The 22,301-nt window shown below is 69.2% G+C and carries 16 protein-coding genes; 12 read left to right on the top strand and 4 right to left on the bottom strand.

Annotated features, from left to right (window positions below):
* Positions 1–48 precede the first annotated feature (48 nt).
* On the top strand, positions 49–1,080 hold the full coding sequence (locus tag ACIOWN_RS10550) for an alanine racemase (protein WP_362356770.1): 1,032 nt from the start codon (positions 49–51) through the stop codon (positions 1,078–1,080).
* Positions 1,081–1,171: 91 nt separating this feature from the next.
* Here the strand turns inward: ACIOWN_RS10550 and ACIOWN_RS10545 are convergent, their stop codons facing one another.
* Together ACIOWN_RS10545 and ACIOWN_RS10540 are read right to left on the bottom strand one after the other, a co-directional pair.
* Positions 1,172–2,680 carry a glycosyltransferase 87 family protein gene (locus ACIOWN_RS10545; RefSeq protein ID WP_362356768.1) on the bottom strand — a complete coding sequence of 503 codons (1,509 nt, stop codon included), beginning with the start codon at positions 2,678–2,680 and terminating at the stop codon, positions 1,172–1,174.
* Between the two features lie 149 nt (positions 2,681–2,829).
* Complete coding sequence (locus ACIOWN_RS10540; protein ID WP_362350985.1) at positions 2,830–5,469, bottom strand: transglycosylase domain-containing protein; 2,640 nt, start codon at positions 5,467–5,469, stop codon at positions 2,830–2,832.
* A gap of 398 nt (positions 5,470–5,867) precedes the next feature.
* Between ACIOWN_RS10540 and ACIOWN_RS10535 the strand changes: the two genes are divergently transcribed.
* The 4 genes from ACIOWN_RS10535 (at position 5,868) to ACIOWN_RS10520 (ending at position 9,675) form a co-directional block, all read left to right on the top strand.
* On the top strand, positions 5,868–6,551 hold the full coding sequence (locus tag ACIOWN_RS10535) for a helix-turn-helix transcriptional regulator (RefSeq protein WP_362350983.1): 684 nt from the start codon (positions 5,868–5,870) through the stop codon (positions 6,549–6,551).
* Positions 6,552–6,595: 44 nt separating this feature from the next.
* Complete coding sequence (locus ACIOWN_RS10530) at positions 6,596–7,678, top strand: inositol-3-phosphate synthase (RefSeq protein ID WP_362350980.1); 1,083 nt, start codon at positions 6,596–6,598, stop codon at positions 7,676–7,678.
* A gap of 101 nt (positions 7,679–7,779) precedes the next feature.
* A complete protein-coding gene (locus ACIOWN_RS10525; RefSeq protein WP_401981501.1) occupies positions 7,780–9,057 on the top strand; it encodes an MFS transporter in 1,278 nt (425 codons plus the stop codon).
* Between the two features lie 111 nt (positions 9,058–9,168).
* A complete protein-coding gene (locus ACIOWN_RS10520; protein ID WP_362350974.1) occupies positions 9,169–9,675 on the top strand; it encodes a hypothetical protein in 507 nt (168 codons plus the stop codon).
* A gap of 107 nt (positions 9,676–9,782) precedes the next feature.
* Here the strand turns inward: ACIOWN_RS10520 and ACIOWN_RS10515 are convergent, their stop codons facing one another.
* The gene (locus ACIOWN_RS10515; protein ID WP_362350971.1) at positions 9,783–11,255 is read right to left on the bottom strand and encodes a CCA tRNA nucleotidyltransferase; all 1,473 of its coding nucleotides are present in this window, start codon (positions 11,253–11,255) and stop codon (positions 9,783–9,785) included.
* Between the two features lie 320 nt (positions 11,256–11,575).
* On the opposite strand from ACIOWN_RS10515, the gene ACIOWN_RS10510 reads away from it, so the two are divergent.
* The 7 genes from ACIOWN_RS10510 (at position 11,576) to trxA (ending at position 21,442) form a co-directional block, all read left to right on the top strand.
* Complete coding sequence (locus ACIOWN_RS10510; RefSeq protein WP_362350968.1) at positions 11,576–14,065, top strand: DUF6049 family protein; 2,490 nt, start codon at positions 11,576–11,578, stop codon at positions 14,063–14,065.
* Between the two features lie 45 nt (positions 14,066–14,110).
* Positions 14,111–16,438 carry a murein biosynthesis integral membrane protein MurJ gene (gene murJ, locus ACIOWN_RS10505; protein WP_362350965.1) on the top strand — a complete coding sequence of 776 codons (2,328 nt, stop codon included), beginning with the start codon at positions 14,111–14,113 and terminating at the stop codon, positions 16,436–16,438.
* 118 nt (positions 16,439–16,556) lie between these two features.
* On the top strand, positions 16,557–18,278 hold the full coding sequence (locus ACIOWN_RS10500) for a protein kinase family protein (RefSeq protein ID WP_401981496.1): 1,722 nt from the start codon (positions 16,557–16,559) through the stop codon (positions 18,276–18,278).
* Between the two features lie 26 nt (positions 18,279–18,304).
* Complete coding sequence (gene sigM, locus ACIOWN_RS10495; protein ID WP_362350960.1) at positions 18,305–19,045, top strand: RNA polymerase sigma factor SigM; 741 nt, start codon at positions 18,305–18,307, stop codon at positions 19,043–19,045.
* The gene (locus ACIOWN_RS10490) at positions 19,042–19,917 is read left to right on the top strand and encodes a hypothetical protein (RefSeq protein WP_362350957.1); all 876 of its coding nucleotides are present in this window, start codon (positions 19,042–19,044) and stop codon (positions 19,915–19,917) included. Before sigM ends, ACIOWN_RS10490 begins: the two co-directional genes overlap by 4 nt.
* A 179-nt stretch (positions 19,918–20,096) precedes the next feature.
* Positions 20,097–21,068, top strand: a complete 972-nt coding sequence (gene trxB, locus ACIOWN_RS10485; RefSeq protein WP_100570522.1) for a thioredoxin-disulfide reductase — start codon at positions 20,097–20,099, stop codon at positions 21,066–21,068.
* 41 nt (positions 21,069–21,109) lie between these two features.
* The gene (gene trxA, locus ACIOWN_RS10480; protein WP_401981493.1) at positions 21,110–21,442 is read left to right on the top strand and encodes a thioredoxin; all 333 of its coding nucleotides are present in this window, start codon (positions 21,110–21,112) and stop codon (positions 21,440–21,442) included.
* A 112-nt stretch (positions 21,443–21,554) separates the two neighbouring features.
* Here the strand turns inward: trxA and ACIOWN_RS10475 are convergent, their stop codons facing one another.
* The gene (locus ACIOWN_RS10475) at positions 21,555–22,172 is read right to left on the bottom strand and encodes a GNAT family N-acetyltransferase (RefSeq protein ID WP_401981490.1); all 618 of its coding nucleotides are present in this window, start codon (positions 22,170–22,172) and stop codon (positions 21,555–21,557) included.
* Positions 22,173–22,301 lie beyond the last annotated feature (129 nt).

Below are 22,301 nucleotides of genomic sequence, written 5' to 3'. Positions count from 1 at the left end.
CCATACTTCCGATACACCGCATTTACGAGAGAGGTTCCAGGTCCGGCCATGGCGCTCACGCTCTACGTCGACACCGCGCGCTGGCGGGCGCACCACAAGCACGTGCAGGAGCAGTTCCCCGGGCTCGTCCCGGTCTGCAAGGGCAACGGCTACGGATTCGGGCACGAGCGGCTGGCGGAGGAGGCCACGCGGCTGGGCTCCGACATCCTCGCCGTCGGCACGACGTACGAGGCCGCGCGCATCAAGGACTTCTTCAGCGGTGACCTGCTGGTCCTGACGCCGTACCGCCGCGGCGAGGAGCCGGTGCCGCTGCCCGACCGCGTGGTCCGTTCGGTGTCGTCGATCGACGGGGTGTACGGCCTCGTCGGGGCCCGTGTGGTCATCGAGGTGATGTCCTCGATGAAGCGGCACGGCATCAGCGAGCAGGATCTGCCGCAGTTGCACGCCGCCATCGAGAACGTCCGGCTGGAGGGTTTCGCCATCCACCTGCCGCTGGACCGCACGGACGGCTCGGACGCCGTGGAGGAGGTCATCGGCTGGATGGACCGGCTGCGCGCGGCCCGCCTGCCGCTGCACACGCTGTTCGTCAGCCACCTCAAGGCGGACGAACTCGCCCGGTTGCAGCAGCAGTTCCCGCAGACGCGTTTCCGTGCCCGCATCGGCACGCGGCTCTGGCTGGGGGATCACGACGCCACCGAGTACCGCGGCGCGGTCCTGGACGTCACCAAGGTCGGCAAGGGCGACCGTTTCGGCTACCGCCAGCAGAAGGCGGCCTCGGACGGCTTCCTGGTGGTCGTGGCGGGCGGTACGTCGCACGGGGTGGGCCTGGAGGCCCCCAAGGCGCTGCACGGCGTCATGCCACGCGCCAAGGGCGTCGCCCGCGCCGGTCTCGCCACGGTGAACCGCAACCTCTCCCCGTTCGTCTGGAGCGGCAAGCAGCGCTGGTTCGCGGAGCCGCCGCACATGCAGGTGTCGATCCTGTTCGTCCCCTCGGACGCGCAGGAGCCCAAGGTCGGCGACGAGTTGGTGGCCCATCTGCGACACACCACGACGCAGTTCGACCGGCTCATGGACCACTGAGCGGCGGTCGCGGGACCCGTTCTCGTGCGAAAGGCCGTGTCCGGCAACGCCGGACACGGCCTTTCGCACGCCCCCTGAAGAGGCTGTTCGCTCAGAGCGGATCGCTCCTGGGTGCGGCCGGGCCCCGACCACCCCACTCCACCTGGGCCCCGCCCAACTCCGCCTCCGGGTGCGGTGGCCGGGCCCGGGTGCCCAGGACGAAGACGTCCTCGGCTCCGTCGAGGACACCGCCCGAGGGGTCGTCGTCGCCGGCCCGGCGCACCACGTCCCGCTCCGGCATGAGAATGTCCCGCACGACGACCGCGCACAGGTACGACGTGCCCAGCAGGTGCACGGCGATCACCCAGTGGTAGCCGTCGGCCGGCAGCCCCTTGTGGGCGTCTCCGCTGGTCGTGTAGGCGAGGTACATCCAGATGCCGAGGAAGTACGCCACCTCGCAGGCCTGCCAAATCAGGAAGTCGCGCCACTTGGGGCGGGCCAGCGCGGCCAGCGGGACCAGCCACAGGACGTACTGCGGCGAGTAGACCTTGTTGGTGAGGATGAAGGCCGCCACGATCAGGAAGGCGAGCTGGGCGAAGCGCGGACGGCGCGGGGCGTACAGCGTCAGTGCCGCGATGCCGAGGGCGCACAGCACCACCAGCAGGGTGGCCGTGGTGTTGACGAAGTCGGTGCTCGGCGGACTGGTCGAGTTCTGGGCCCAGATGAGCCAGAAGGAGCCGAAGTCGACGCCCCGGTCATGGCTGAACCTGTAGAACTGCCACCAGCCTTCCGAGGCGAAGGCCATCACCGGCAGATTCACCACGAGCCAGGCGACGACGGCGCCCGCCAGCGCTCTGCCGAAGTCCCGCCACTTCCCCGCCCGCCAGCACAGCACGAGCAGCGGGCCGAGCAGGAAGACGGGATAGAGCTTGGCGGCCGTGGCGAGGCCCAGCAGGACGCCGAAGGCGACCGAACGCCCTCGGGACCACATCAGCATCGCGGCGGCCGTCAGCGCGACCGCCAGCAGGTCCCAGTTGATGGTGGCGGTCAGCACGAAGGCCGGCGCGAGGGCGACCAGCAGACCGTCCCACGGCCGCCGGGCATGGGTGCGGGTCACGCAGACGGCGATGACGGCCGCGCACACCATCAGCATCCCGGCGTTGACCATCCAGTACCACTGTTCCTGGTGCTGGATGCTGCCGCTGTGCGGAGTCAGCCAGGAGGCCACCTCCATGAAGACCCCGGTCAGTACGGGGTACTCCAGGTACGGCATGTCGCCGGGGAGCCTGTCGAAGTAGGGCACGAGGCCCTCGGCGAAACCACGGCCCTGGTAGAGGTGCGGAATGTCCGAGTAGCAGGCCTTCGTGTACTGGGAGCTCGCACCGAAGAACCAGGCGCCCTGGTAGCAGGGCACCTTCTGGACCAGGCCGAGGGCGAACATGCCGATCGCGACGAGCGCGACGACCCGTACGGGGGTCCACCAGGACCTTCCGAGCAGGGCACGCCGCCCGACGGGACCGCCGATCAGCTCACTGCCGGCCGCCGCGACCTCGTCCTCCTTGGTGGGCCGCACCGGGTCCGGCTCGTGCACGCTCGCTTGCGTCGATTCAGCACTGGGCATGGGGCACATCCTGCCGTACGACCCGAGGGCACGTGCCCGGTCGGCACCGCTGAGGGCTCGACGGCCCTCGCTGCGGCCGATCCCGAAACGCCCCATCACACGAACGCGCCACGACCAGGAGGTCGTGGCGCGCGCTCGCTTCGTTCGGATCAACCGCCGGCCGGGCCCGCGAAGAGACCGTTGCCTCCGTTCCCGTTGCCCCGGTTGCCGCCTCCGCTGACGTTGCTGCCGTCCGACTCGCTCGGCGAAGGCGAGGACTGGTCGGTGCCGCCGTCCACGCCGCCGTCACCGGTCTGACCACCGTTGCCGTTGCCGTTGCCGTTGCCATTCCCGTTGCAGCCGAAGAAACCGCACCGGGTCCGGCTCGGCGTGGGGTCCGGGGTGGGCTCGGTCTCGCTGGGCGTGGGCTCGGGAGTCGGGCTCTCCTCGGCGGTCTCGGTGACCGTCGGGGTCGGAGTCGGGGAGGGCGCGCCGATCCCGTCCGCGATCTCGCCGACCTTCTCGGCCTTGGGGAAGCCGGGGTCGTTCTTCCCCTGCAGGGCTGCCTTCATGTACTCGGTCCACACCTGTGTGGGGATGTCACCACCGTGGATGGAGTCCTTGCCCGCCGTGCCGTTCATGGAGAGCAGACCGTGGGTCTTGGGCTCCTCACGGAACATCGTCACCGCAGTCGACAACTGCTGCGTGTAGCCGACGAACCACGCGGACTTGTTCTTGTCGGTGGTGCCCGTCTTGCCCGCGGCCTTGCGGCCCAGGGCGCGCGCGTTCGTGGCCGTGCCGTTCTCGACGACGTTCTCGAGGACGTCGGTGACGTTGTGCGCCACGATCTCGGGCATCGCCCGCTTGAGGCGCGGCTTCTCGAAGCCGGGCAGCTCCGAACCGTCGTGCTTGACGGCCGTCACCGAGTACGGGTCGGCCTGCTGCCCCGACGCCGCGAACGTCGCGTAGGCGTCGGCCATGCGGATCGCGCTGGGGGTCGACGTACCGAGGGCGAACGACGCGTTGAGGTCGGCGAAGCTGTCCTTCAGAAGGCCGGACTTCTCAGCCACGTCCGCCACCTTCGCCATCCCCACGTCCATGCCGAGCTGCACGAAGGGGGTGTTGATGGACTGCTCCATCGCCTTGCGCAGGGTGATGTAGCCCCACGGGCGAGGGCCCTCGTTGTTCTGGAAGAAGGGGGTGTTGTCCTTCTTGAGGACGTAGGACCCGTCGTTGTTCAGGATCTTCAGGTGGTCGTTGCCGTTGTACTTGCTGAGCGGTGAGACCCCGACGCCATCGGTCTTGTAGGTGCCGTACTGCATCGCCGCGGCGAGCACGAACGGCTTCCACGTCGAACCGACGGGGACGCCCGAGGTGTCCGCGTTGTTGGTGAAGTGGCCGTTCTCGAAGCCGACGCCACCGTAGAGAGCGACGATCGCACCGTCATTGGGTTTCACCGACGCCGCACCGAACTGGACGTGCTTGTCCAGCTCGCGCTTCGGGTCGATGTTCGCCTTCTCCACCTTCTTCACGGCGGCGGCCAGTGCGTCGACCTTGTCCTTCTCGAAGGTGGTGTAGATCTGGTACCCGCCCTGGTCGAACTGCGCCTCCGTGATGTCGGAGTGCTTCAGGACGTACCGCTTCGCCGCGTCGACGAGGTAGCTGACCTGGCCGGTCATTCCCTTGATCGCCTTACGGCCCTGAGGCTCGGGGTACTTCTTGATCGCCTCCTGGTACTGGGCGTCCGTGAGGTGATCCTTCAGATCGCTCTTGTGCATCTGCTCGAGGATCCAGCTCCACCGCACTTCCGAACGCTTGTGGTTGGCCGCTGCGGTGGCCGAGGAGTCGAGGTTCTCGTTGCCGGCCGGGTCGTAGTACGTCGGGCCCTTGAGCAGAGCGGCGAGGACGGCGCATTCGCTCGGCGTGAGCTCGACGGCGTTCTTGCCGTAGTACGTCTGGGCGGCGGCCTGGATGCCGTACGCGCCACGGCCGTAGTACGAGGTGTTCAGGTAGCCCTGGAGGATGTCGTCCTTGGAGAGCTTCGTGCCCACCTTGATCGAGATGAACATCTCCTTGAACTTCCGGGAGACCGTCTGGTCCTGGCTCAGGTAGGTGTTCTTCACGAACTGCTGGGTGATCGTCGAACCGCCCTGCGTGTCACCGCCCGTCGCCATGTTGGCCAGCGCGCGGACGATACCCATCGGGTCGACACCCGAGTCGCTGTAGAAGCTCTTGTTCTCGGCCGAGATCACCGCCAGCCCCATGGCCTTGGGAATCTTGTCGATCGTGACGTTCTGCCGGTTCTGGCCGCTGCCGGTGGCGACCATCTGCTGACCGTTGGACCAGTAGTAGACGTTGTTCTGCGACACCGCCGCGGCGTGCGCCTCACTGGGCACGCTCACCATCGCGTACCCGACGCCGGCGACGGCCACCAGGCTGCCGACGAAGCCGATGCACAACCCGGAGACGAGCCTCCAGGACGGTATCCAGCGGCGCCATCCGTACCCTTCCGCGCGCGGGTAGTCGATGAACCGCTTCTTCGGGGGCGGCCCCGGCCGTCCTCGGCCGCGTCCGGGATCGTCCGGTCGCCCGCGTCGGCCGCTGCCTCTCTGCGCCGCCCGCCGGGCCTCGGCACGGCTGCCGTAGGGGCGGTCCCCGCCTTCCACGCCATATGAACCGGAATCGGCAGGAGATCCGGTGGCGCCTCGCGGTGCCGCACGGCGGCCGGAGGACGAGGCGGACTGGCCACGTCGGGCCGCGGCACGTCCGCCTCCCTGCGGCTGCGGCGGTTTGCGACGGTGCTCGCTCATCGAACGATTACTCCTCGGGCAGGCGCTTTCTCGCGCGCCTGGAGACGGCGGCTGTTTTCCGGTCCCCCCGAAGTACGGATGTGGTCGGTCACGCATTCACCCGTACCGCACCGGGAGCGAGGACGATCCCCAGGCGTCACTCGGTTCCCGGCGATGTGCATGGCGCACAGACTACGCACTGGCTAAACCCGGTGAGCCCGAAGTTCACCCCAAACCAGGCAACTTGCCTCCGACCGACCGGTGATGTGATCCCGTTCACTCCACCCCCTCTTGTCGCATGCGGGAGTGCGATCTATCGTCGTGATGTATCGAGTCGATACATCAGTGCGAGATAAGCAGCGTCACGGCACCCGGAGCGGCCCCCGCCGCCACCGGATCGCGGCAGAGAGGAGGCGACGATGGGCCGGCGTTCCGGCATCCTCGAGTTCGCCGTACTCGGCCTGCTCCGCGAATCCCCGATGCACGGCTACGAACTGCGCAAACGGCTCAACACGTCACTGGGCGTGTTCCGTGCGTTCAGCTACGGGACGCTCTATCCCTGCCTCAAGACGCTGGTCGTCAACGGCTGGTTGATCGAGGAGCCGGGGAGCGCTCCTGAGGACGCCGTCTCCGCCGCGCTCGCGGGCCGGCGCGCCAAAATCGTCTACCGGTTGACGGCCGAAGGTAAGGAGCACTTCGAGGAGCTGCTCTCGCAGACGGGACCCGACACGTACGAGGACGAGCACTTCGCCGCTCGCTTCGCCTTCTTCGGGCAGACGTCGCGCGACGTACGCATGCGCGTACTGGAGGGCCGCCGCAGCCGGCTGGAGGAGCGTCTGGAGAAGATGCGCGCCTCCCTGGCGCGCACGCGGGAGCGCCTCGACGACTACACACTCGAGCTCCAGCGCCACGGGATGGAGTCCGTGGAGCGCGAAGTGCGCTGGCTGAACGAGCTCATCGAGAGCGAGCGGGCCGGGCGGGACCTCAAGGGTTCCGTCTCGGGGGGTCCCGCGTCGCTGGACACCACCACTGGAGCGACGGGCGGCCTGCCCCGGTCCGGGGAGCCTTCCCGGCCGGATACGCCCGACGACACCGCCACGTGAGGTCCCGTCGGGGCTTCACCGATTACACACAGGGAGCAACCGGAATGGGTTCGGTTCGCGTAGCCATCGTCGGCGTGGGCAACTGCGCCGCGTCGCTGGTGCAGGGCGTCGAGTACTACAAGGACGCCGACCCGGCGTCCAAGGTCCCGGGCCTCATGCACGTGCAGTTCGGCGACTACCACGTGCGTGACGTCGAGTTCGTCGCCGCCTTCGACGTCGACGCGAAGAAGGTCGGCCTGGACCTCGCGGACGCCATCGGCGCCTCCGAGAACAACACCATCAAGATCTGCGACGTGCCCAGCACCGGCGTGACGGTTCAGCGCGGCCACACTCTCGACGGTCTCGGCAAGTACTACCGGCAGACCATCGAGGAGTCCGCCGAGGCCCCGGTCGACGTCGTCCAGATCCTCAAGGACAAGCAGGTCGACGTCCTGGTCTGCTACCTGCCCGTGGGCTCCGAGGACGCGGCGAAGTTCTACGCCCAGTGCGCCATCGACGCCAAGGTCGCCTTCGTCAACGCGCTCCCGGTCTTCATCGCCGGCACCAAGGAGTGGGCGGACAAGTTCACCGAGGCGGGCGTCCCGATCGTCGGCGACGACATCAAGTCGCAGGTCGGCGCGACCATCACGCACCGCGTCATGGCGAAGCTGTTCGAGGACCGCGGTGTCATCCTGGACCGCACCATGCAGCTGAACGTCGGCGGCAACATGGACTTCAAGAACATGCTGGAGCGCGACCGGCTGGAGTCCAAGAAGATCTCCAAGACCCAGGCCGTCACCTCCCAGATCCCCGACCGGGACCTCGGCGAGAAGAACGTCCACATCGGCCCGTCCGACTACGTGGCCTGGCTCGACGACCGCAAGTGGGCGTACGTCCGCCTCGAGGGCCGCGCCTTCGGCGACGTTCCGCTGAGCCTGGAGTACAAGCTCGAGGTCTGGGACTCCCCGAACTCCGCCGGTGTCATCATCGATGCCCTGCGCGCCGCGAAGATCGCCAAGGACCGGGGCGTCGGCGGCCCGATCCTGTCGGCGTCCTCGTACTTCATGAAGTCCCCGCCGGTGCAGTACTTCGACGACGAGGCCCGCGAGAACGTGGAGAAGTTCATCCGCGGCGAGGTCGAGCGCTAGAGAGCGCTTCACAAAACCGCTCCTGCCAGGGCTGTTGGGCCCCCGTCCGTGTACGTCTCGCGTGCACCCGGGGGCCCTCCCACATGTGAGGCTGTCACCCCATGGCCGTCGTCCGTGACCTGCGCGTCCTGCTGCGCTTGAGGAACTTCAGGCGCCTGCTCGCCGTGCGGGTGCTCTCCCAGAGCGCCGACGGCGTCTACCAGGTCGCGCTCGCCACCTACGTCGTCTTCTCCCCGGAGAAGCAGACCTCGCCCGCCGCGATCGCCTCCGCGATGGCGGTGCTGCTCCTGCCGTACTCGCTGATCGGCCCCTTCGCCGGCGTCCTGCTGGACCGCTGGCGCCGTCGCCAGGTCTTCCTCTACGGCAACCTGGCGCGTGCCGTGCTGGCGACCGCCACGGCCGTGCTGATGGTCGCCGCCGTACCGGACTGGCTGTTCTACGTCTCCGCGCTGTGCGTCACCGCCGTCAACCGCTTCGTGCTCGCCGGGCTGTCCGCCGCGCTGCCGCGCGTGGTCGACGCCGAGCGGCTGGTGATGGCCAACTCACTGTCGCCGACCGCCGGCTCCCTGGCCGCGTTCGCGGGTGGCGGCCTCGCCTTCGTCGTGCGGCTGGTGGGAGCGGACTCCGACGCGGCCGTGGTGCTGCTGGGGGCCGTCCTGTATCTGTGCGCGGCCCTGACCTCGCTGCTCATGGCACCGGACCTGCTCGGGCCCGACCGCGAGCCGCGGCGGCCACGGCTGGGCGCGGCGGTGAACGTCACCGCGCGCGAGTTGATGGCGGCCGTACGGCACCTCGTCGCGCCGCCCAGGCGGCAGGCCGCCTGGGCGCTGGCCTCGATGACGCTGATGCGGTTCTGCTACGGGGCACTGACCGTCCTGGTGCTGATGCTGTGCCGCCACGGCCTGACCTCGAACACACGGGACGGGCTGCGTCTGCTCGGGCTGGCGCTGGCCCTCTCCGGCGTGGGGTTCTTCGCGGCGGCCGTGATGACACCGTGGGCGGCGGACCGGCTCGGACCGTCCGGCTGGATCGCCGTGTGCGCAGGCTCCGCCGCGGTCCTCGAACCCGCCCTCGGCCTGCCGTTCGCCACCGGTCCCCTGCTCGTCGCGGCGTTCGTGCTGGGGCTGACCACCCAGGGCGCGAAGATCGCCACGGACACGATGGTGCAGTCCGCGGTGGACGACGGTTTCCGCGGCCGGATCTTTTCCGTGTACGACGTGCTGTTCAACGTGGCGTTCGTCGGCGCCGCGGGGGTCGCCGCGCTGATGCTGCCACCGGACGGCCGCTCGTCCGTGCTCGTCGTGATGGTCGCCGTGATCTACGGGGCGATTGCGGCCGCTTTGACACGCTTTGCAGGCCGACACGTGTCACATCAATGACACAGAGTCCCATTGGGTTACAGCAGTGTCAGTCCTGGCCTGTAACTTACGTGCGTCTTATTTCGACAGCATGTTCTCGCCGTCATGCACTAGTTCCAGGGGGACCCCCGAATGACCACTCCGCCGCCGCCCCAGGGCCAGAACCCGCACGCTGAGGCGCCCACCGCTCCCATGGGGCAGCAGGCCGGTCAGCCTGGAGCCCCGCAGCAGCCGTACCCGCCGCAGGCGCCGTACGCCCCCTTCCCGCAGCAGCAGGGTGCCCCGGTCCCGCCGCCCGTTCCGCCGAAGTCCGGGGGCAAGAAGGTGCTGGGCATCCTCGGCACGATGGGCCTCATTGCCGCCGCCCTCCTCGTCAAGTTCGGTCTCGGCTGGTGGTTCAACCAGACCGACGCCGAGACGACTTCGGTGGGCGCCTGCCTGCACAACAAGGGAACCGACTCCAACGCCGACCTCAAGGAGGTCGACTGCTCGTCCGGTGAGGCCGAGTACAAGGTGATCGAGAAGTTCGACGGCTCTTCCGACGAGAAGAAGTGCGAAAGCGTCAAGGGATGGACCGTCTCCTACGTCCAGTCCGGAGGCGGACACGACGTGGTGCTGTGCCTGACGGAGACCAAGTAACACCCGCTTGACCCATGGCGAAGGGGCGATGTTTCACGTGAAACATCGCCCCTCGGCGCTTCTCGCGCTCGCGTTTCACGTGAAACACGAGCCCTTTCCACGCACCCTCAGCCTTGCTGCTCCTGCTCGGCCCACCACTCCTTCAGGGCCGCCACCGCCGCGTCGTGCTCCATCGGGCCGTTCTCGAGTCGCAGTTCCAGCATGTGCTTGTACGCCTTGCCGACGGCCGGTCCGGGCTTGACGCCGAGGATCTCCATGATCTGGTTGCCGTCGAGGTCCGGGCGGATCGCGTCGAGCTTCTCCCGCTTCTGGAGATCGGCGATGCGCTCCTCCAGGCCGTCGTACGCCCGGGACAGTGTGGCCGCCTTGCGCTTGTTGCGGGTGGTGCAGTCCGAGCGGGTCAGCTTGTGAAGGCGGTCGAGCAGCGGGCCGGCATCGCGGACATAGCGGCGGACAGCCGAGTCCGTCCACTCGCCGGTGCCGTAGCCGTGGAAACGCAGATGAAGTTCGACCAGCCGCGAAACGTCCTTCACCAGCTCGTTGGAGTACTTCAGCGCGGTCATGCGCTTCTTGGTCATCTTCGCGCCGACCACTTCGTGGTGGTGGAAGGAGACCCGGCCGTCCTTCTCGAAGCGACGGGTGCGCGGCTTGCCGATGTCATGCAGAAGGGCGGCGAGGCGCAGCGTCAGGTCGGGCTCCTCCTCCAGCTCCATCGCCTGCTCCAGCACGATCAGCGTGTGGTCGTAGACATCCTTGTGCCGGTGGTGCTCGTCACTCTCCAGACGCAGGGCGGGCAGCTCGGGCAGCACATGGCCGGCGAGACCGGTGTCGACGAGCAGGGACAGACCCTTGCGCGGGTGAGCCGACAGGATCAGTTTGTTCAGCTCGTCCCGGACCCGCTCGGCCGAGACGATCTCGATACGCCCCGCCATCTCCTTGATCGCCGCAAGAACCTCGGGGGCGACTTCGAAGTCGAGCTGGGCGGCGAAGCGCGCGGCCCGCATCATGCGCAGCGGGTCGTCGGAGAAGGACTCCTCGGGTGTGCCCGGAGTGCGCAGCACCCGTGCCTCGAGGTCGCCGATCCCGCCGTGCGGGTCGATGAACGCCTTCTCCGGCAGCGCCACGGCCATGGCGTTGACTGTGAAATCACGGCGGACGAGGTCCTCCTCGATGGAGTCGCCGTACGACACCTCGGGCTTGCGCGAGGAGCGGTCGTAGGCCTCCGACCTGTAGGTGGTCACCTCGATCTGGAAGCACCGGTCGACATCCCCGACGCGGGCCTGCTTCTGCGCCCCGACCGTGCCGAAGGCGATCCCGACCTCCCAGACGGCGTCCGCCCAGGGCCGCACGATCTTCAGTACGTCCTCGGGGCGGGCGTCGGTCGTGAAGTCCAGGTCATTGCCGAGCCGGCCGAGCAGTGCGTCCCGGACCGAGCCGCCGACCAGGGCGAGAGAGAACCCGGCCTCCTGGAAACGGCGCGCGAGGTCGTCGGCGACAGGGGCGACCAGCAGCAGCTCGCTCACCGCGCGCTGCTGCACCTGGCTCAGGGCAGGGGAAGTGTCTTCGTTGGCGTTCGGCACAACAGAAAAGGGTACGTGGCCCGGGCGCCCGACCGCGCCGACATTGTTCGGCACCGGCCGAGGCGGATGTGCGGCAACAGCACTGCGCGGGATGCGGCGGCAGATCCCCTTTATTACCCGCTCAAGCTCTCCTTATTACTTACGTAACCCACGCCTTTGTGACGCAACGAACAGCATCCCCGGATACGGGCATATCCAGGGCGTTCACCCGCGCCCAGCGATCTTGAGACCGCCTCCGAGGCACTTCCCCCCGGCGCACATCGTTACCATGCGTGGACGCACATTCCGACGACCACTGACGACGAGGGACGGGCGAGCGCGTGGCCGAGGCGGCAGACTTCCAGGGGACCAGTCCCTCACCTGCCCGCCGCAGGCTGCGGCGTGCCGGGGCGCTGCTCACCGGAGCACCGCTGCTGGCCGCTCTGCTCCAGCTGCCCGCCACGCCGTCCGCACACGCCGCCGGGCAGGAGTCCCCGCAGAGCGCGTCGGGCTCGCGCACGGTCGCCGTCTCCGTCGACTCGTTCAGCCCCAGCGCCCCCACGGACGGGGACACGCTGACCGTCTCCGGCACCGTGACGAACAAGGGCAAGCAGGCCGTCACCGACGCCCACGTGGGCCTGCGCGTGGGCCCGGAGCTGGACACCCGCTCGGCGATCGACTCCGTGGCCCAGCGCACCCGGTTCGATCCGAACGCCGACGGCCCAGAGATCGGCGACAAGTACACCCAGAAGTTCACGCAGCTCGCTCCGGGCGTCGCGGAGCACTTCAGCATCTCCGTGCCGGTCGACAAGCTGAACCTCGGCGCGAACGGCGTCTACGAGTTCTCCGTCTCGCTGTCCGGCCAGACCTCCGTCCAGCCCTGGGAGCAGGTCCTGGGCATCCAGCGCACGTTCCTGCCGTGGCAGCCGGACGACGCGGGCACGAAGACCAGGACGACCTATTTGTGGCCGCTGGTGTCCAGCGTCCACATGACGGCCGAGACGGGCCCCGGGGCGCAGCAGACGCCGGTCTTCCTCGACGACGACCTGGCCAAGGAGATCGCGCCCGGCGGACGCCTGGAGCGGATGCTGTCGCTGGGCAAGGACCTCGACGTCACCTGGGTGATCGACCCCGACCTGCTGGCGTCCGTCGACGCCATGACCGGCAACTACCGCATCCAGACCGCGGACGGCACACCCGTGCCGGGCACCCACCAGGATGTCGCCAAGAAGTGGCTCGCCGAGCTCCAGCAGGCGGTGGCGGGCAAGGACATCGTGGCGCTGCCCTTCGCCGACCCGGACCTGGCCTCCCTCGCCCACCACGGCACGAGCGTCACCGGGTCGCTGAGCCAGCTCAAGGACGCCACCGACGTCGCCGCCAGCACGGTGGAGACGGTGCTCCAGGTGAAGCCGAGCACGGACTTCGCCTGGCCCGTGGAGGGCGCCGTCGACCCGTCGATCGTCAAGGTCGCCACCTCCGCGGGCGCCGACAAGATCATCACGCGTAGCGACAGCCTCCAGGAGACCGGCGGGCTGTCGTACACGCCCTCCGCCGCCCGCCCGATCGGCGGCGGCACCACGGCGATCGTCGCGGACGCCCGCCTGTCGACGGCGTTCGAGGGCGACCTGGCACAGGCCGGCGCCAGCACACTGGCCGTGCAGGAGTTCCTCGCCCAGAGCCTGGAGCTCGACAGCCAGACGAGCCGGCAGCGCAGCATCGTCGTGGCCCCGCAGCGCATGCCCAGCGCGAGCCAGGCCCAGGCCATGGCGCAGGCGCTGACGGCCCTCCAGCAGAGCAACTGGTCGCAGTCGCAGGACCTGGCCGCGGCCACCGCTGCCAAGCCGGACCCCGGCGCCACCACGAAGGTCCCGTCCGCCGCGGACTACCCCTCCTCGCTGCGCAGGAAGGAACTCAGGCGGGCCGCCTTCGGGGCGATCGCCCGGACGCAGGACAAAATCGACAACTTCCGGGTCGTCCTGACCAACCCGTCCCGGGTCGTGACGCCCTTCGGGCGGGCCATGAACCGGGAGATGGCCACGTCGTGGCGCGGCCGGTCCAGCGGGGCGACGGACTTCCGGGACGGCGTGGAGGCGTACCTCGACGACCTCTCCGAGCAGGTCAAGCTGATCGACAAGTCGGAGACAAAGCTCTCCGGCCGCAGCGCCACGATCCCGGTGACCGTGCAGAACAACCTGGTGCAGGGCGTCGACCACCTGGTGCTGCGGCTCACCTCGACCAACCCCACCCGCCTCAAGATCGGCGGCAACGCGTACTCGGAGCAGTCCGTCGCGGTCGCCGGCGGGCACGCCCAGTCCGTGAAGTTCACCACGTCGGCCAACGCCAACGGCCCCGTGACGGTGGTCGCCCAGCTCTATACGCAGGACGGCCGGGAGTACGGCGCGCCGGTCACCTTCGACGTGAAGGTCACCGAGATCACGGCGACGGTGATGCTGGTCATCGGTGGCGGTGTCCTGCTGCTCGTCCTCGCCGGCTTCCGCATGTACACCCAGCGCAAGCGTGCCGCGGCCAAGGAGGCGTCCCACGACCCCCAGGACGCCGAGCACGCAGAGAACGCAGAGGAAGCGCGGGACGGCGAGGACGGCGCCGGAGACGCCGGTGACGGCGCGGACGAGCCGGAAGGCGTCGATCCGGAGAACCCCGAAGACACCGCCGGTCGTCCCACGGAAGGCGCCGGTCGTCCCACGGAAGGCACAGAAGAGTCCGGCACCCGGTCCCGGACGGACGACCCGGAGCAGCCGAGTGACCCGACACCGGACACCGCGGCGGAAAGCACAGACCCGTCCGGGACGGGTGAGAAGGTGGACCGTTGAGGATGTCGTGGCCCGGAGGGCCCGGGACGATGAGGTGGGGTAAGCATGAACGCGCCGTACGACGGTGACCGCGGCCAGGCCGTGGGCGGCTCGGGCCACCCCGACGCGCCGCCGCCCGGACACGGCCAGACGCCGCCGGAGCCCCCCGCGGACATGTACCTCCAGGACGCCTACGACGACGACCCCTACCGCGCGCAGGACCTCACCGCCCAGGACCCGGTCGGCGAGGCGCTGTACGACCGTGCCGCGCACCCTCCGCCGCCCCCGGGCCCGAACGGGCCGCAGCAGCCGCTCTACGGCCGCCCCGCGCAGTCGCCCTACGCCCCCGACCCGCGCGTGTGGGCGCAGACCCCGCCGCCGGAGCCGTCGGGCACCACCCAGTACCTGCCGCACGGCGAGGATCCCCGGACCACCGAGTTCGTCGGGGTCGACGACCTGGTCAGCCACTCCGGCGAGGACCACCACGAGCCGGACGCCTTCGCCCACCTCTTCCGCGACCAGCAGCAGGGCGGACCGGACACGCGTCAGAGCGGCTACGGCCACCAGGGCCCGGGACAGCACGGCTACCGGCCGCCGCAGGACATGGGCGGACGCCCGCGGATGGCGGTCCCCTCGGTTCCCGGTCCCGCCCCGGCCCCGGCCGCCGGTCAGGGACCGATGGGGCCGTACGCACCCGCACCGGCCGTCGCCGAGACCCCTGCCCCGGCGGCCGAGCCCGCCCCCGCTCCGGCGGCGAAGAAGGGCGGGAAGGCCTCAGGACTGCTGCAGTCGAGCGCCGTCATGGCGGCGGGCACGATGGTCTCCCGGCTCACCGGGTTCATCCGCTCGGCGATGATCGTGGCCGCGCTGGGCACGTCCCTGCTGGGCGACACCTTCCAGGTGGCCTACCAGCTGCCGACGATGATCTACATCCTGACCGTCGGCGGCGGCCTGAACTCCGTGTTCGTCCCGCAGCTCGTCCGTGCCATGAAGGAGGACGACGACGGGGGCGAGGCGTTCGCCAACCGGCTGCTCACCCTGGTGATGGTCGCGCTCGGCGCGCTCACCGCCCTCACGATGTTCGCGGCGCCGCTGCTGGTCCGGATGCTCTCCAACTCGGTCGCCGGCGATCCGGCGGCCAACGAGGTCGGCATCACCTTCACCCGGTACTTCCTGCCCTCCATCTTCTTCATGGGCGTCCATGTGGTGATGGGGCAGATCCTCAACGCCCGGGGCAGGTTCGGCGCCATGATGTGGACGCCGGTCCTGAACAACATCGTCATCATCTTCACGCTCGGCACGTTCCTGTGGGTCTACGGCACGTCCGCGAACTCCCACATGACCGTCACGAACATCCCGCCGGAGGGCCAGCGCCTGCTGGGCGTCGGCGTGCTCCTCGGTCTCGTCGTGCAGGCACTCGCGATGATCCCGTACCTGCGCGAGACCGGGTTCAGGCTCCGCCTCCGCTTCGACTGGAAGGGGCACGGTCTCGGCAAGGCCGCCATGCTGGCCAAGTGGACCGTCCTCTTCGTCCTCGCCAACCAGGCGGGCGCCCTGGTGGTCACCCAGCTGGCCACCTCCGCGGTCGCCAGCACGCACGTCGACGGCACCGGCTTCAGCGCCTACGCCAACGCCCAGTTGATCTGGGGCCTGCCCCAGGCCATCATCACGGTCTCGCTGATGGCGGCCCTGCTGCCCCGCCTCTCACGCTCGGCCGCCGAGAACGACACCGGCGCCGTCCGCGACGACGTCTCGCAGGGTCTGCGCACGACGGCGGTCGCCATCGTGCCCATCTCCTTCGGGTTCCTCGCCCTGGGCATCCCCATGTGCACGCTGATCTTCGGCTCCTCGGGCACCGCGGCCGCCACCAACATGGGCTACATGCTGATGGCCTTCGGACTCGGCCTGATCCCGTACTCCGTGCAGTACGTCGTCCTGCGCGCCTTCTACGCCTACGAGGACACCCGCACGCCCTTCTACAACACGGTGATCGTGGCCGCGGTCAACGCGGGTGCCTCGCTCCTGTGTTACTTCCTGCTTCCGGCCCGCTGGTCCGTGGCCGGCATGGCGGCCGTGTACGGTCTCGCATACGCGATCGGCGTCGGTGTCGCCTGGCGCCGGCTGCGCCAGCGGCTGGGCGGCGACCTCGACGGTTCGCGTGTCCTGCGGACGTACGCGCGGCTGGGCATCGCCTCGGTACCGGCGGCACTGATCAGCGGCGCGGCCTGCTACGGCATCGGCCACACGCTGGGCCAGGGCGTCCTCGGGTCGTTCGTCTCGCTGCTGGCCGGTGGCGCGCTGCTGCTCGGGGTCTTCTTCGTCGCCGCCCGCCGGATGCGCATCGAGGAAATCAACGGGCTCGTGGGTATGGTCCGCGGGCGCCTGGGGCGTTGAGTCGGGGGTAGGCGCACAACCATCGTCCGCAGCTGTGTGTCGTGCATAGCGCCGGACTGTGGGCACAATTGGATTCGGCGTCGGACAGCGCGCGATGGATGGGGAGGCAGGAGCGACGGTGGCGGAACGGATCACGGCTGCCGTCGACGTGGCAGACAACAGCGGCGAGCAGCCGCTGACCGCCAAGGCGGACCAGTCCACGTCCGACGGGGTGGCCCAGCACCGGGAGCGGGGCACGGACAACGAAGAGGCACAGGGGAGCAACGGGACGGAGAGTCCCGGGAGGAAGGCCTCACCACCCGATCTGCACAGCGGTCACAAGCTGGCCGGACGCTACCGCCTCGAGGAGTGCGTCACCCGTCTGGACGGATTCAGCAGTTGGCGAGCCGTCGACGAGAAACTCCGTCGCGCCGTCGGGGTGCACATCCTGCCCGCGGACCACACACGAGCGCGCTCCGTGCTGGCCGCGGCCCGCTCCTCCGCGCTGCTCGGCGATCCCCGCTTCGTGCAGGTCCTCGACGCCGTCGAGGAGGACGACCTCGTCTACGTCGTCCACGAGTGGCTGCCCGACGCGACGGAACTGACCACGCTTCTGGCATCGGGCCCTCTGGAGCCGCACGACGCCTACCAGTTGGTCAGCCAGATCGCCTCCGCCATGGCCGCGGCACACCGTGAGGGCTTGGCCCATCTGCGCCTGAACCCCAATGCCGTACTGCGCACCTCCACCGGTCAGTGGCGGGTCCGCGGCCTCGCGGTGAACGCGGCGCTGCGCGGCATCAGTTCCGACACCCCGCAGCGCACGGACACCGAGGCGATCGGCGCACTGCTGTACGCGGCGCTCACCCAGCGCTGGCCGTACGAGAGCGACGCCTACGGCATGTCCGGCCTGCCCAAGGACATCGGTCTCATCCCCCCCGACCAGGTGCGCGCGGGCGTCCACCGTGGCCTGTCCGAACTCGCCATGCGCGCCCTCGTCAACGACGGCGCCACCGCCTCCCGCCACGAGTCGGCGTGCACCACCCCGGAGGAACTGGTCAAGGCGATCGGCGAGATGCCGCGCGTCCGGCCGCCGGAGCCGACGTTCACCGCGCCACCTCAGTACCAGGGCACTTCCTACCAGCAGGGCTCGTACGGCCGTCCGGCTCCGCGCCCCGGGGTCACCCAGCCGGTCCCGACTCCGCCGCCCCCGCTGCAGAGCCGCACCGGCAAGGCCCTGAAGTGGGCCGTCTCGGCCCTCCTCATCGCCGCCCTGGGCCTGGGCAGCTGGCAGCTCGCGGACGCTCTGCTGGGCCAGGGCGGCAAGTCCGACGACACCCAGACGCAGACTCAGGACGACACCGACAAGAAGGACACGCAGCCGAAGCCGGTCAAGCCGCTCAAGATCTACGGTGCGCAGGAGTACGTCGCGAAGGGTGATGCCCAGCACCCCGCCGATGTCGGCAAGACGTACGACGGGGACAGCTCGACGTACTGGCGCACCGCCAGCTACAAGGAGGGGCCGGACTTGAACCCGGCCTTCAAGCCCGGTGTCGGCATCGTCTACGACCTCGGTTCGGCACAGGAGGTCTCCTCCGCGTCCATAGGGCTCCTGTTCGGCGCAGACCACACGACCGTCACGTTGTACGGCACGGAATCGATGAGCTCCTCGGTACCGATCACCTCGATGACGAAGCTGGGGTCCGTGACGACGGCCGGCACCACCGCGGAGGTGAAGGTGGGCAAGCCGGTGAAGACCCAGTACGTGCTGGTGTGGTTCACCGCTCTGCCGTACGCCCCAGGTGACGCGTACAGCAACCCGGGATACAAGCAGGCTGTGACGGACCTCAAGTTCACCGGCTGAGCACGGACGCGAGGGGGAGTAATCCTGTGGCGAACGGCACCATATATGGCGGCGTAAGCGATCAGGACCTCCTGGCCCGTCATGTGGAGGGCGACCCCGAAGCCTTCGGTGAGCTGGTGCGCCGTCACCGTGACCGGCTCTGGGCGGTCGCCCTGCGCACGCTGGGCGACCGTGAGGAGGCCGCTGACGCCGTGCAGGACGCGTTCGTCTCCGCCTACCGGGCCGCCGGCACCTTCCGCGGCCAGTCGGCCGTCACGACCTGGCTGCACCGGATCACGGTGAACGCCTGCCTGGACCGGGTCCGCAAGGCCGCCTCCCGCAAGACCTCTCCTGTGAACGACACCGAGCGCCTGGAGCAGTTGCTGGAGCCGCACGAGTCGGCCTCGGCGCCCGCCGAGAGGAACGACGTGCAGCGGCAACTCGTCGAGGCGCTGGGCACTCTCCCGCCGGATCAGCGGGCCGCCCTGGTGCTCGTGGACATGCAGGGCTATCCGGTGGCCGAGGCCGCCCGCATCCTCGATGTGCCGAGCGGGACGGTGAAGAGCCGTTGTGCCCGGGGCAGAGCGAGACTCCTGCCGCTGCTCACTCATCTGCGCCCGAGGCGCATGCGTGAGGCGAAGGAATCGGGCGCGGGACGGAACCGGGCGCAGGGGACATCCGTCCCACCGAAGACGGATCCTGACGGCACGCGCCCCGAGGGCAGACACGCGCAGAACACGGGATCAAGCGATTCAGCTGCTGTGAAGGGCGGAGGTGGGCGAGCGTGACATCCACGACAGACGCGGCCGGGCACCCGGACGTCACGGAGATCTCCGACCTCACCGAAGGCCTCCTCGCCCCCACCCGGGCCGACGACCTCCAGCGGCATCTGGACGAGTGCGAGTTGTGCGCCGACGTCCACGCGTCGCTGACGGAGATCCATGGTCTGCTCGGCGCCCTGCCGGATGTTCCCGCCATGCCGGCCGACGTGGCAGAGCGTATCGACGCGGCCCTCGCAGCCGAGGCCCCAGTGGCGGGGCCTCCGCTCGCATATGACGCGCGTGTTTCACGTGAAACATCGGCCGTGGACCGTCCCTCCGGCCGTCCTCGCGCCGCCAGCACCGGACCGGGTCGCAGGACAGGGACCCGGCGGGGACGCCGCAGGAGCGCCGTTCTCGGCTCCGTCGTGGCCCTCGCCGCCCTGGGGGTGACATCCGCGGTTCTGGCGACGCTCCACGACGACAAGCCGTCCGACACCGCGGCGCACGATCGTCCGAGCGCGTCCGCGGACACCTTCTCCGCGAGCACCCTCAAGAGCGAGGTCGCCGGTCTCCTCGCCCAGGAGCAGCCGCCGCGCAGGGACGCCCACACACCCCATGACTTCGGCGTGGAATCCGCTGCCGGTACCGACAGGCCCAAACTGCTGAACAACCCGCCGCCGACCGTCCCCTCGTGCGTACGGCAGGGCATCAACGACAGCGGCGTTCCGCTCGCCGCCCGGGCGGGCACCTATGACGGCAAGGACGCCTATCTCGTCGTGCTCCCCGACGCCTCCGGCGACAGCAGCCGCGTCACGGCCTACCTGGTCGACGCGACCTGTGTCCGCCATCAGGCGGTCGCGGCGAAGGTGTTGCTGTCGCACTCCTACGCGCGTTCCTGAGTCCGCACGCTCGGGCCTCGCGCCGCATGACACCGCATGACATCCCGTGCGCTGTCGCGCCACCGTGTGCCCCGGCACACCGGGAATGCCTGCCCCTTAGGATCCGTTGGGTGGGGTGAGAGCTGTGAGAGAGGCTCCCCCCGGCCGTAGGACACAGTCCAGAGACGAGGAATCAAGCCGTGAGCGATGTCCGTAACGTGATCATCATCGGCTCCGGGCCCGCCGGCTACACGGCGGCGCTCTACACCGCGCGCGCGTCGCTGAAGCCGCTGGTTTTCGAGGGTGCGGTCACCGCGGGTGGTGCCCTGATGAACACCACCGACGTGGAGAACTTCCCCGGCTTCCGTGACGGGATCATGGGCCCCGAGCTCATGGACAACATGCGTGCGCAGGCCGAGCGTTTCGGCGCCGAGCTCATCCCGGACGACGTGGTCTCCGTCGACCTGAGCGGTGAGATCAAGACCGTCACGGACACCTCGGGCACGGTGCACCAGGCGAAGGCCGTCATCGTCACCACCGGCTCGCAGCACCGCAAGCTCGGCCTGCCGAACGAGGACACGCTCTCCGGCCGCGGCGTCTCCTGGTGTGCCACCTGCGACGGCTTCTTCTTCAGGGAGCAGGACATCGCCGTGATCGGTGGCGGTGACACCGCCATGGAGGAGGCGACCTTCCTCTCCCGGTTCGCCAAGTCCGTCACCGTCGTCCACCGCCGGGACACCCTGCGCGCCTCCAAGGCGATGCAGGAGCGCGCCTTCGCCGACCCGAAGATCAAGTTCGTCTGGGACAGCGAGGTCGCGGAGATCCAGGGCGACCAGAAGCTCTCCGGACTGAAGCTGCGCAACATCAAGACCGGCGAGCTGTCGGACCTGCCGGTGACCGGCCTGTTCATCGCCATCGGCCACGACCCGCGCACGGAGCTCTTCAAGGGCCAGCTGGACCTGGACGAGGAGGGCTACCTGAAGGTCGACTCGCCGTCCACCCGCACCAACCTGACCGGTGTCTTCGGCGCAGGCGACGTGGTCGACCACACCTACCGCCAGGCAATCACCGCGGCCGGCACCGGCTGCTCCGCCGCCCTCGACGCCGAGCGCTTCCTCGCGGCTCTCGCCGACAACGAGCAGAAGGCCGAGCCCGAGAAGTCCACCGTCTGAGCCCCCACCACCCCACCGCACGACCAGTTAAGGAGCCCGCTGTGGCCGGCACCCTGAAGAACGTGACCGACGACTCCTTCGAGCAGGACGTCCTGAAGAGCGACAAGCCCGTCCTGGTGGACTTCTGGGCCGCCTGGTGCGGTCCCTGCCGCCAGATCGCTCCGTCCCTCGAGGCGATCGCCGCCGAGTACGGCGACAAGATCGAGGTCGTCAAGCTCAACATCGACGAGAACCCGAGCACCGCCGCGAAGTATGGGGTCATGTCCATTCCGACCCTGAACGTCTACCGGAACGGCGAGGTCGCCAAGACCATCGTGGGGGCGAAGCCCAAGGCCGCGATCATCCGCGATCTCGAGGACTTCGTCGCCGAGTAAGCATGGCGCGGCCGCCGAGACAGCGGCGATGTTTCACGTGAAACACGAATGGGCCAACCCTGAGGGGTTGGCCCATTCGCATGTCGCAGTTCGTATGTGGCAGCCAGCTCGCTTACAGAGGCCTCAGCGCCGGCTCTTTCTGCACCGCTCCCAGAAGCCGGTCGATCGCCATCTCCACGTCTTCCTTCCAGGACAGCGTCGACCGCAACTCCAGCCGGAGCCGCGGATGGGCCGGATGGTGCCGGACCGTCTTGAACCCCACGGCCAGCAGATGGTCGGCGGGGAGCACGCAGGCGGGCTCCTTCCAGCGGGCGTCCCCGAATGCCTCAATGGCCTTGAAGCCCCGCCGCAGCAGATCCTTCGCGACCGTCTGGACCATGACACGGCCCAGTCCTTGCCCCTGGTAACCCGGCATGATGAATGCGGTGATCAGCTGCACGGCGTCCGGAGAGACGGGGCTCGTGGGGAAAGCCGTGGAACGAGGGACATAGGCGGGGGGAGCGTAGAGCACGAAGCCCACGGGCACGTCGTCGACGTAGACGACCCGGCCGCAGGACCCCCAGTCCAGCAGGACGGCGGAGATCCACGCTTCCTTTTCCGCCGTGGCCGTGCCGGCCTTCAGCGCTGCTTCACCACTGACGGGGTCCAGCTCCCAGAAGACACACGCACGGCAGCGCTGTGGGAGGTCTTGAAGGTTGTCCAGCGTGAGCGGTACGAGCCGACGGCCCATGAAGGCTGTTCCTCGCTTCCTTCGCCCGCGGCGCCACGCGCGGCTGTCAGAGCGCTGCGTTCCTTGAGGAGGCTGCCGACGAATCCGCCGACCGCACCCAGCCCCAAGACCGCGCCGAGCATCCCGGTG

Origin of the sequence: Streptomyces sp. NPDC087787, from assembly GCF_044743035.1 — a bacterium.
In the GTDB taxonomy this organism is placed as follows: domain Bacteria; phylum Actinomycetota; class Actinomycetes; order Streptomycetales; family Streptomycetaceae; genus Streptomyces.
The sequence above is the reverse complement of the archived record's forward strand: the minus strand, read 5'-3'. Positions and strand labels throughout refer to the sequence as shown.

Excerpts from the sequence above, each read along its gene's own strand:
- ACIOWN_RS10525 (WP_401981501.1), top strand. The coding sequence starts at position 7,780 with ATGGCCGTCGTCCGTGACCTGCGCGTCCTGCTGCGCTTGAGGAACTTC.
- ACIOWN_RS10520 (WP_362350974.1), top strand. The coding sequence starts at position 9,169 with ATGACCACTCCGCCGCCGCCCCAGGGCCAGAACCCGCACGCTGAGGCG.
- ACIOWN_RS10530 (WP_362350980.1), top strand. The coding sequence starts at position 6,596 with ATGGGTTCGGTTCGCGTAGCCATCGTCGGCGTGGGCAACTGCGCCGCG.
- ACIOWN_RS10540 (WP_362350985.1), bottom strand. The coding sequence starts at position 5,469 with ATGAGCGAGCACCGTCGCAAACCGCCGCAGCCGCAGGGAGGCGGACGT.
- ACIOWN_RS10475 (WP_401981490.1), bottom strand. The coding sequence starts at position 22,172 with ATGGGCCGTCGGCTCGTACCGCTCACGCTGGACAACCTTCAAGACCTC.
- ACIOWN_RS10535 (WP_362350983.1), top strand. The coding sequence starts at position 5,868 with ATGGGCCGGCGTTCCGGCATCCTCGAGTTCGCCGTACTCGGCCTGCTC.
- murJ (WP_362350965.1), top strand. The coding sequence starts at position 14,111 with ATGAACGCGCCGTACGACGGTGACCGCGGCCAGGCCGTGGGCGGCTCG.
- ACIOWN_RS10550 (WP_362356770.1), top strand. The coding sequence starts at position 49 with ATGGCGCTCACGCTCTACGTCGACACCGCGCGCTGGCGGGCGCACCAC.
- ACIOWN_RS10545 (WP_362356768.1), bottom strand. The coding sequence starts at position 2,680 with ATGCCCAGTGCTGAATCGACGCAAGCGAGCGTGCACGAGCCGGACCCG.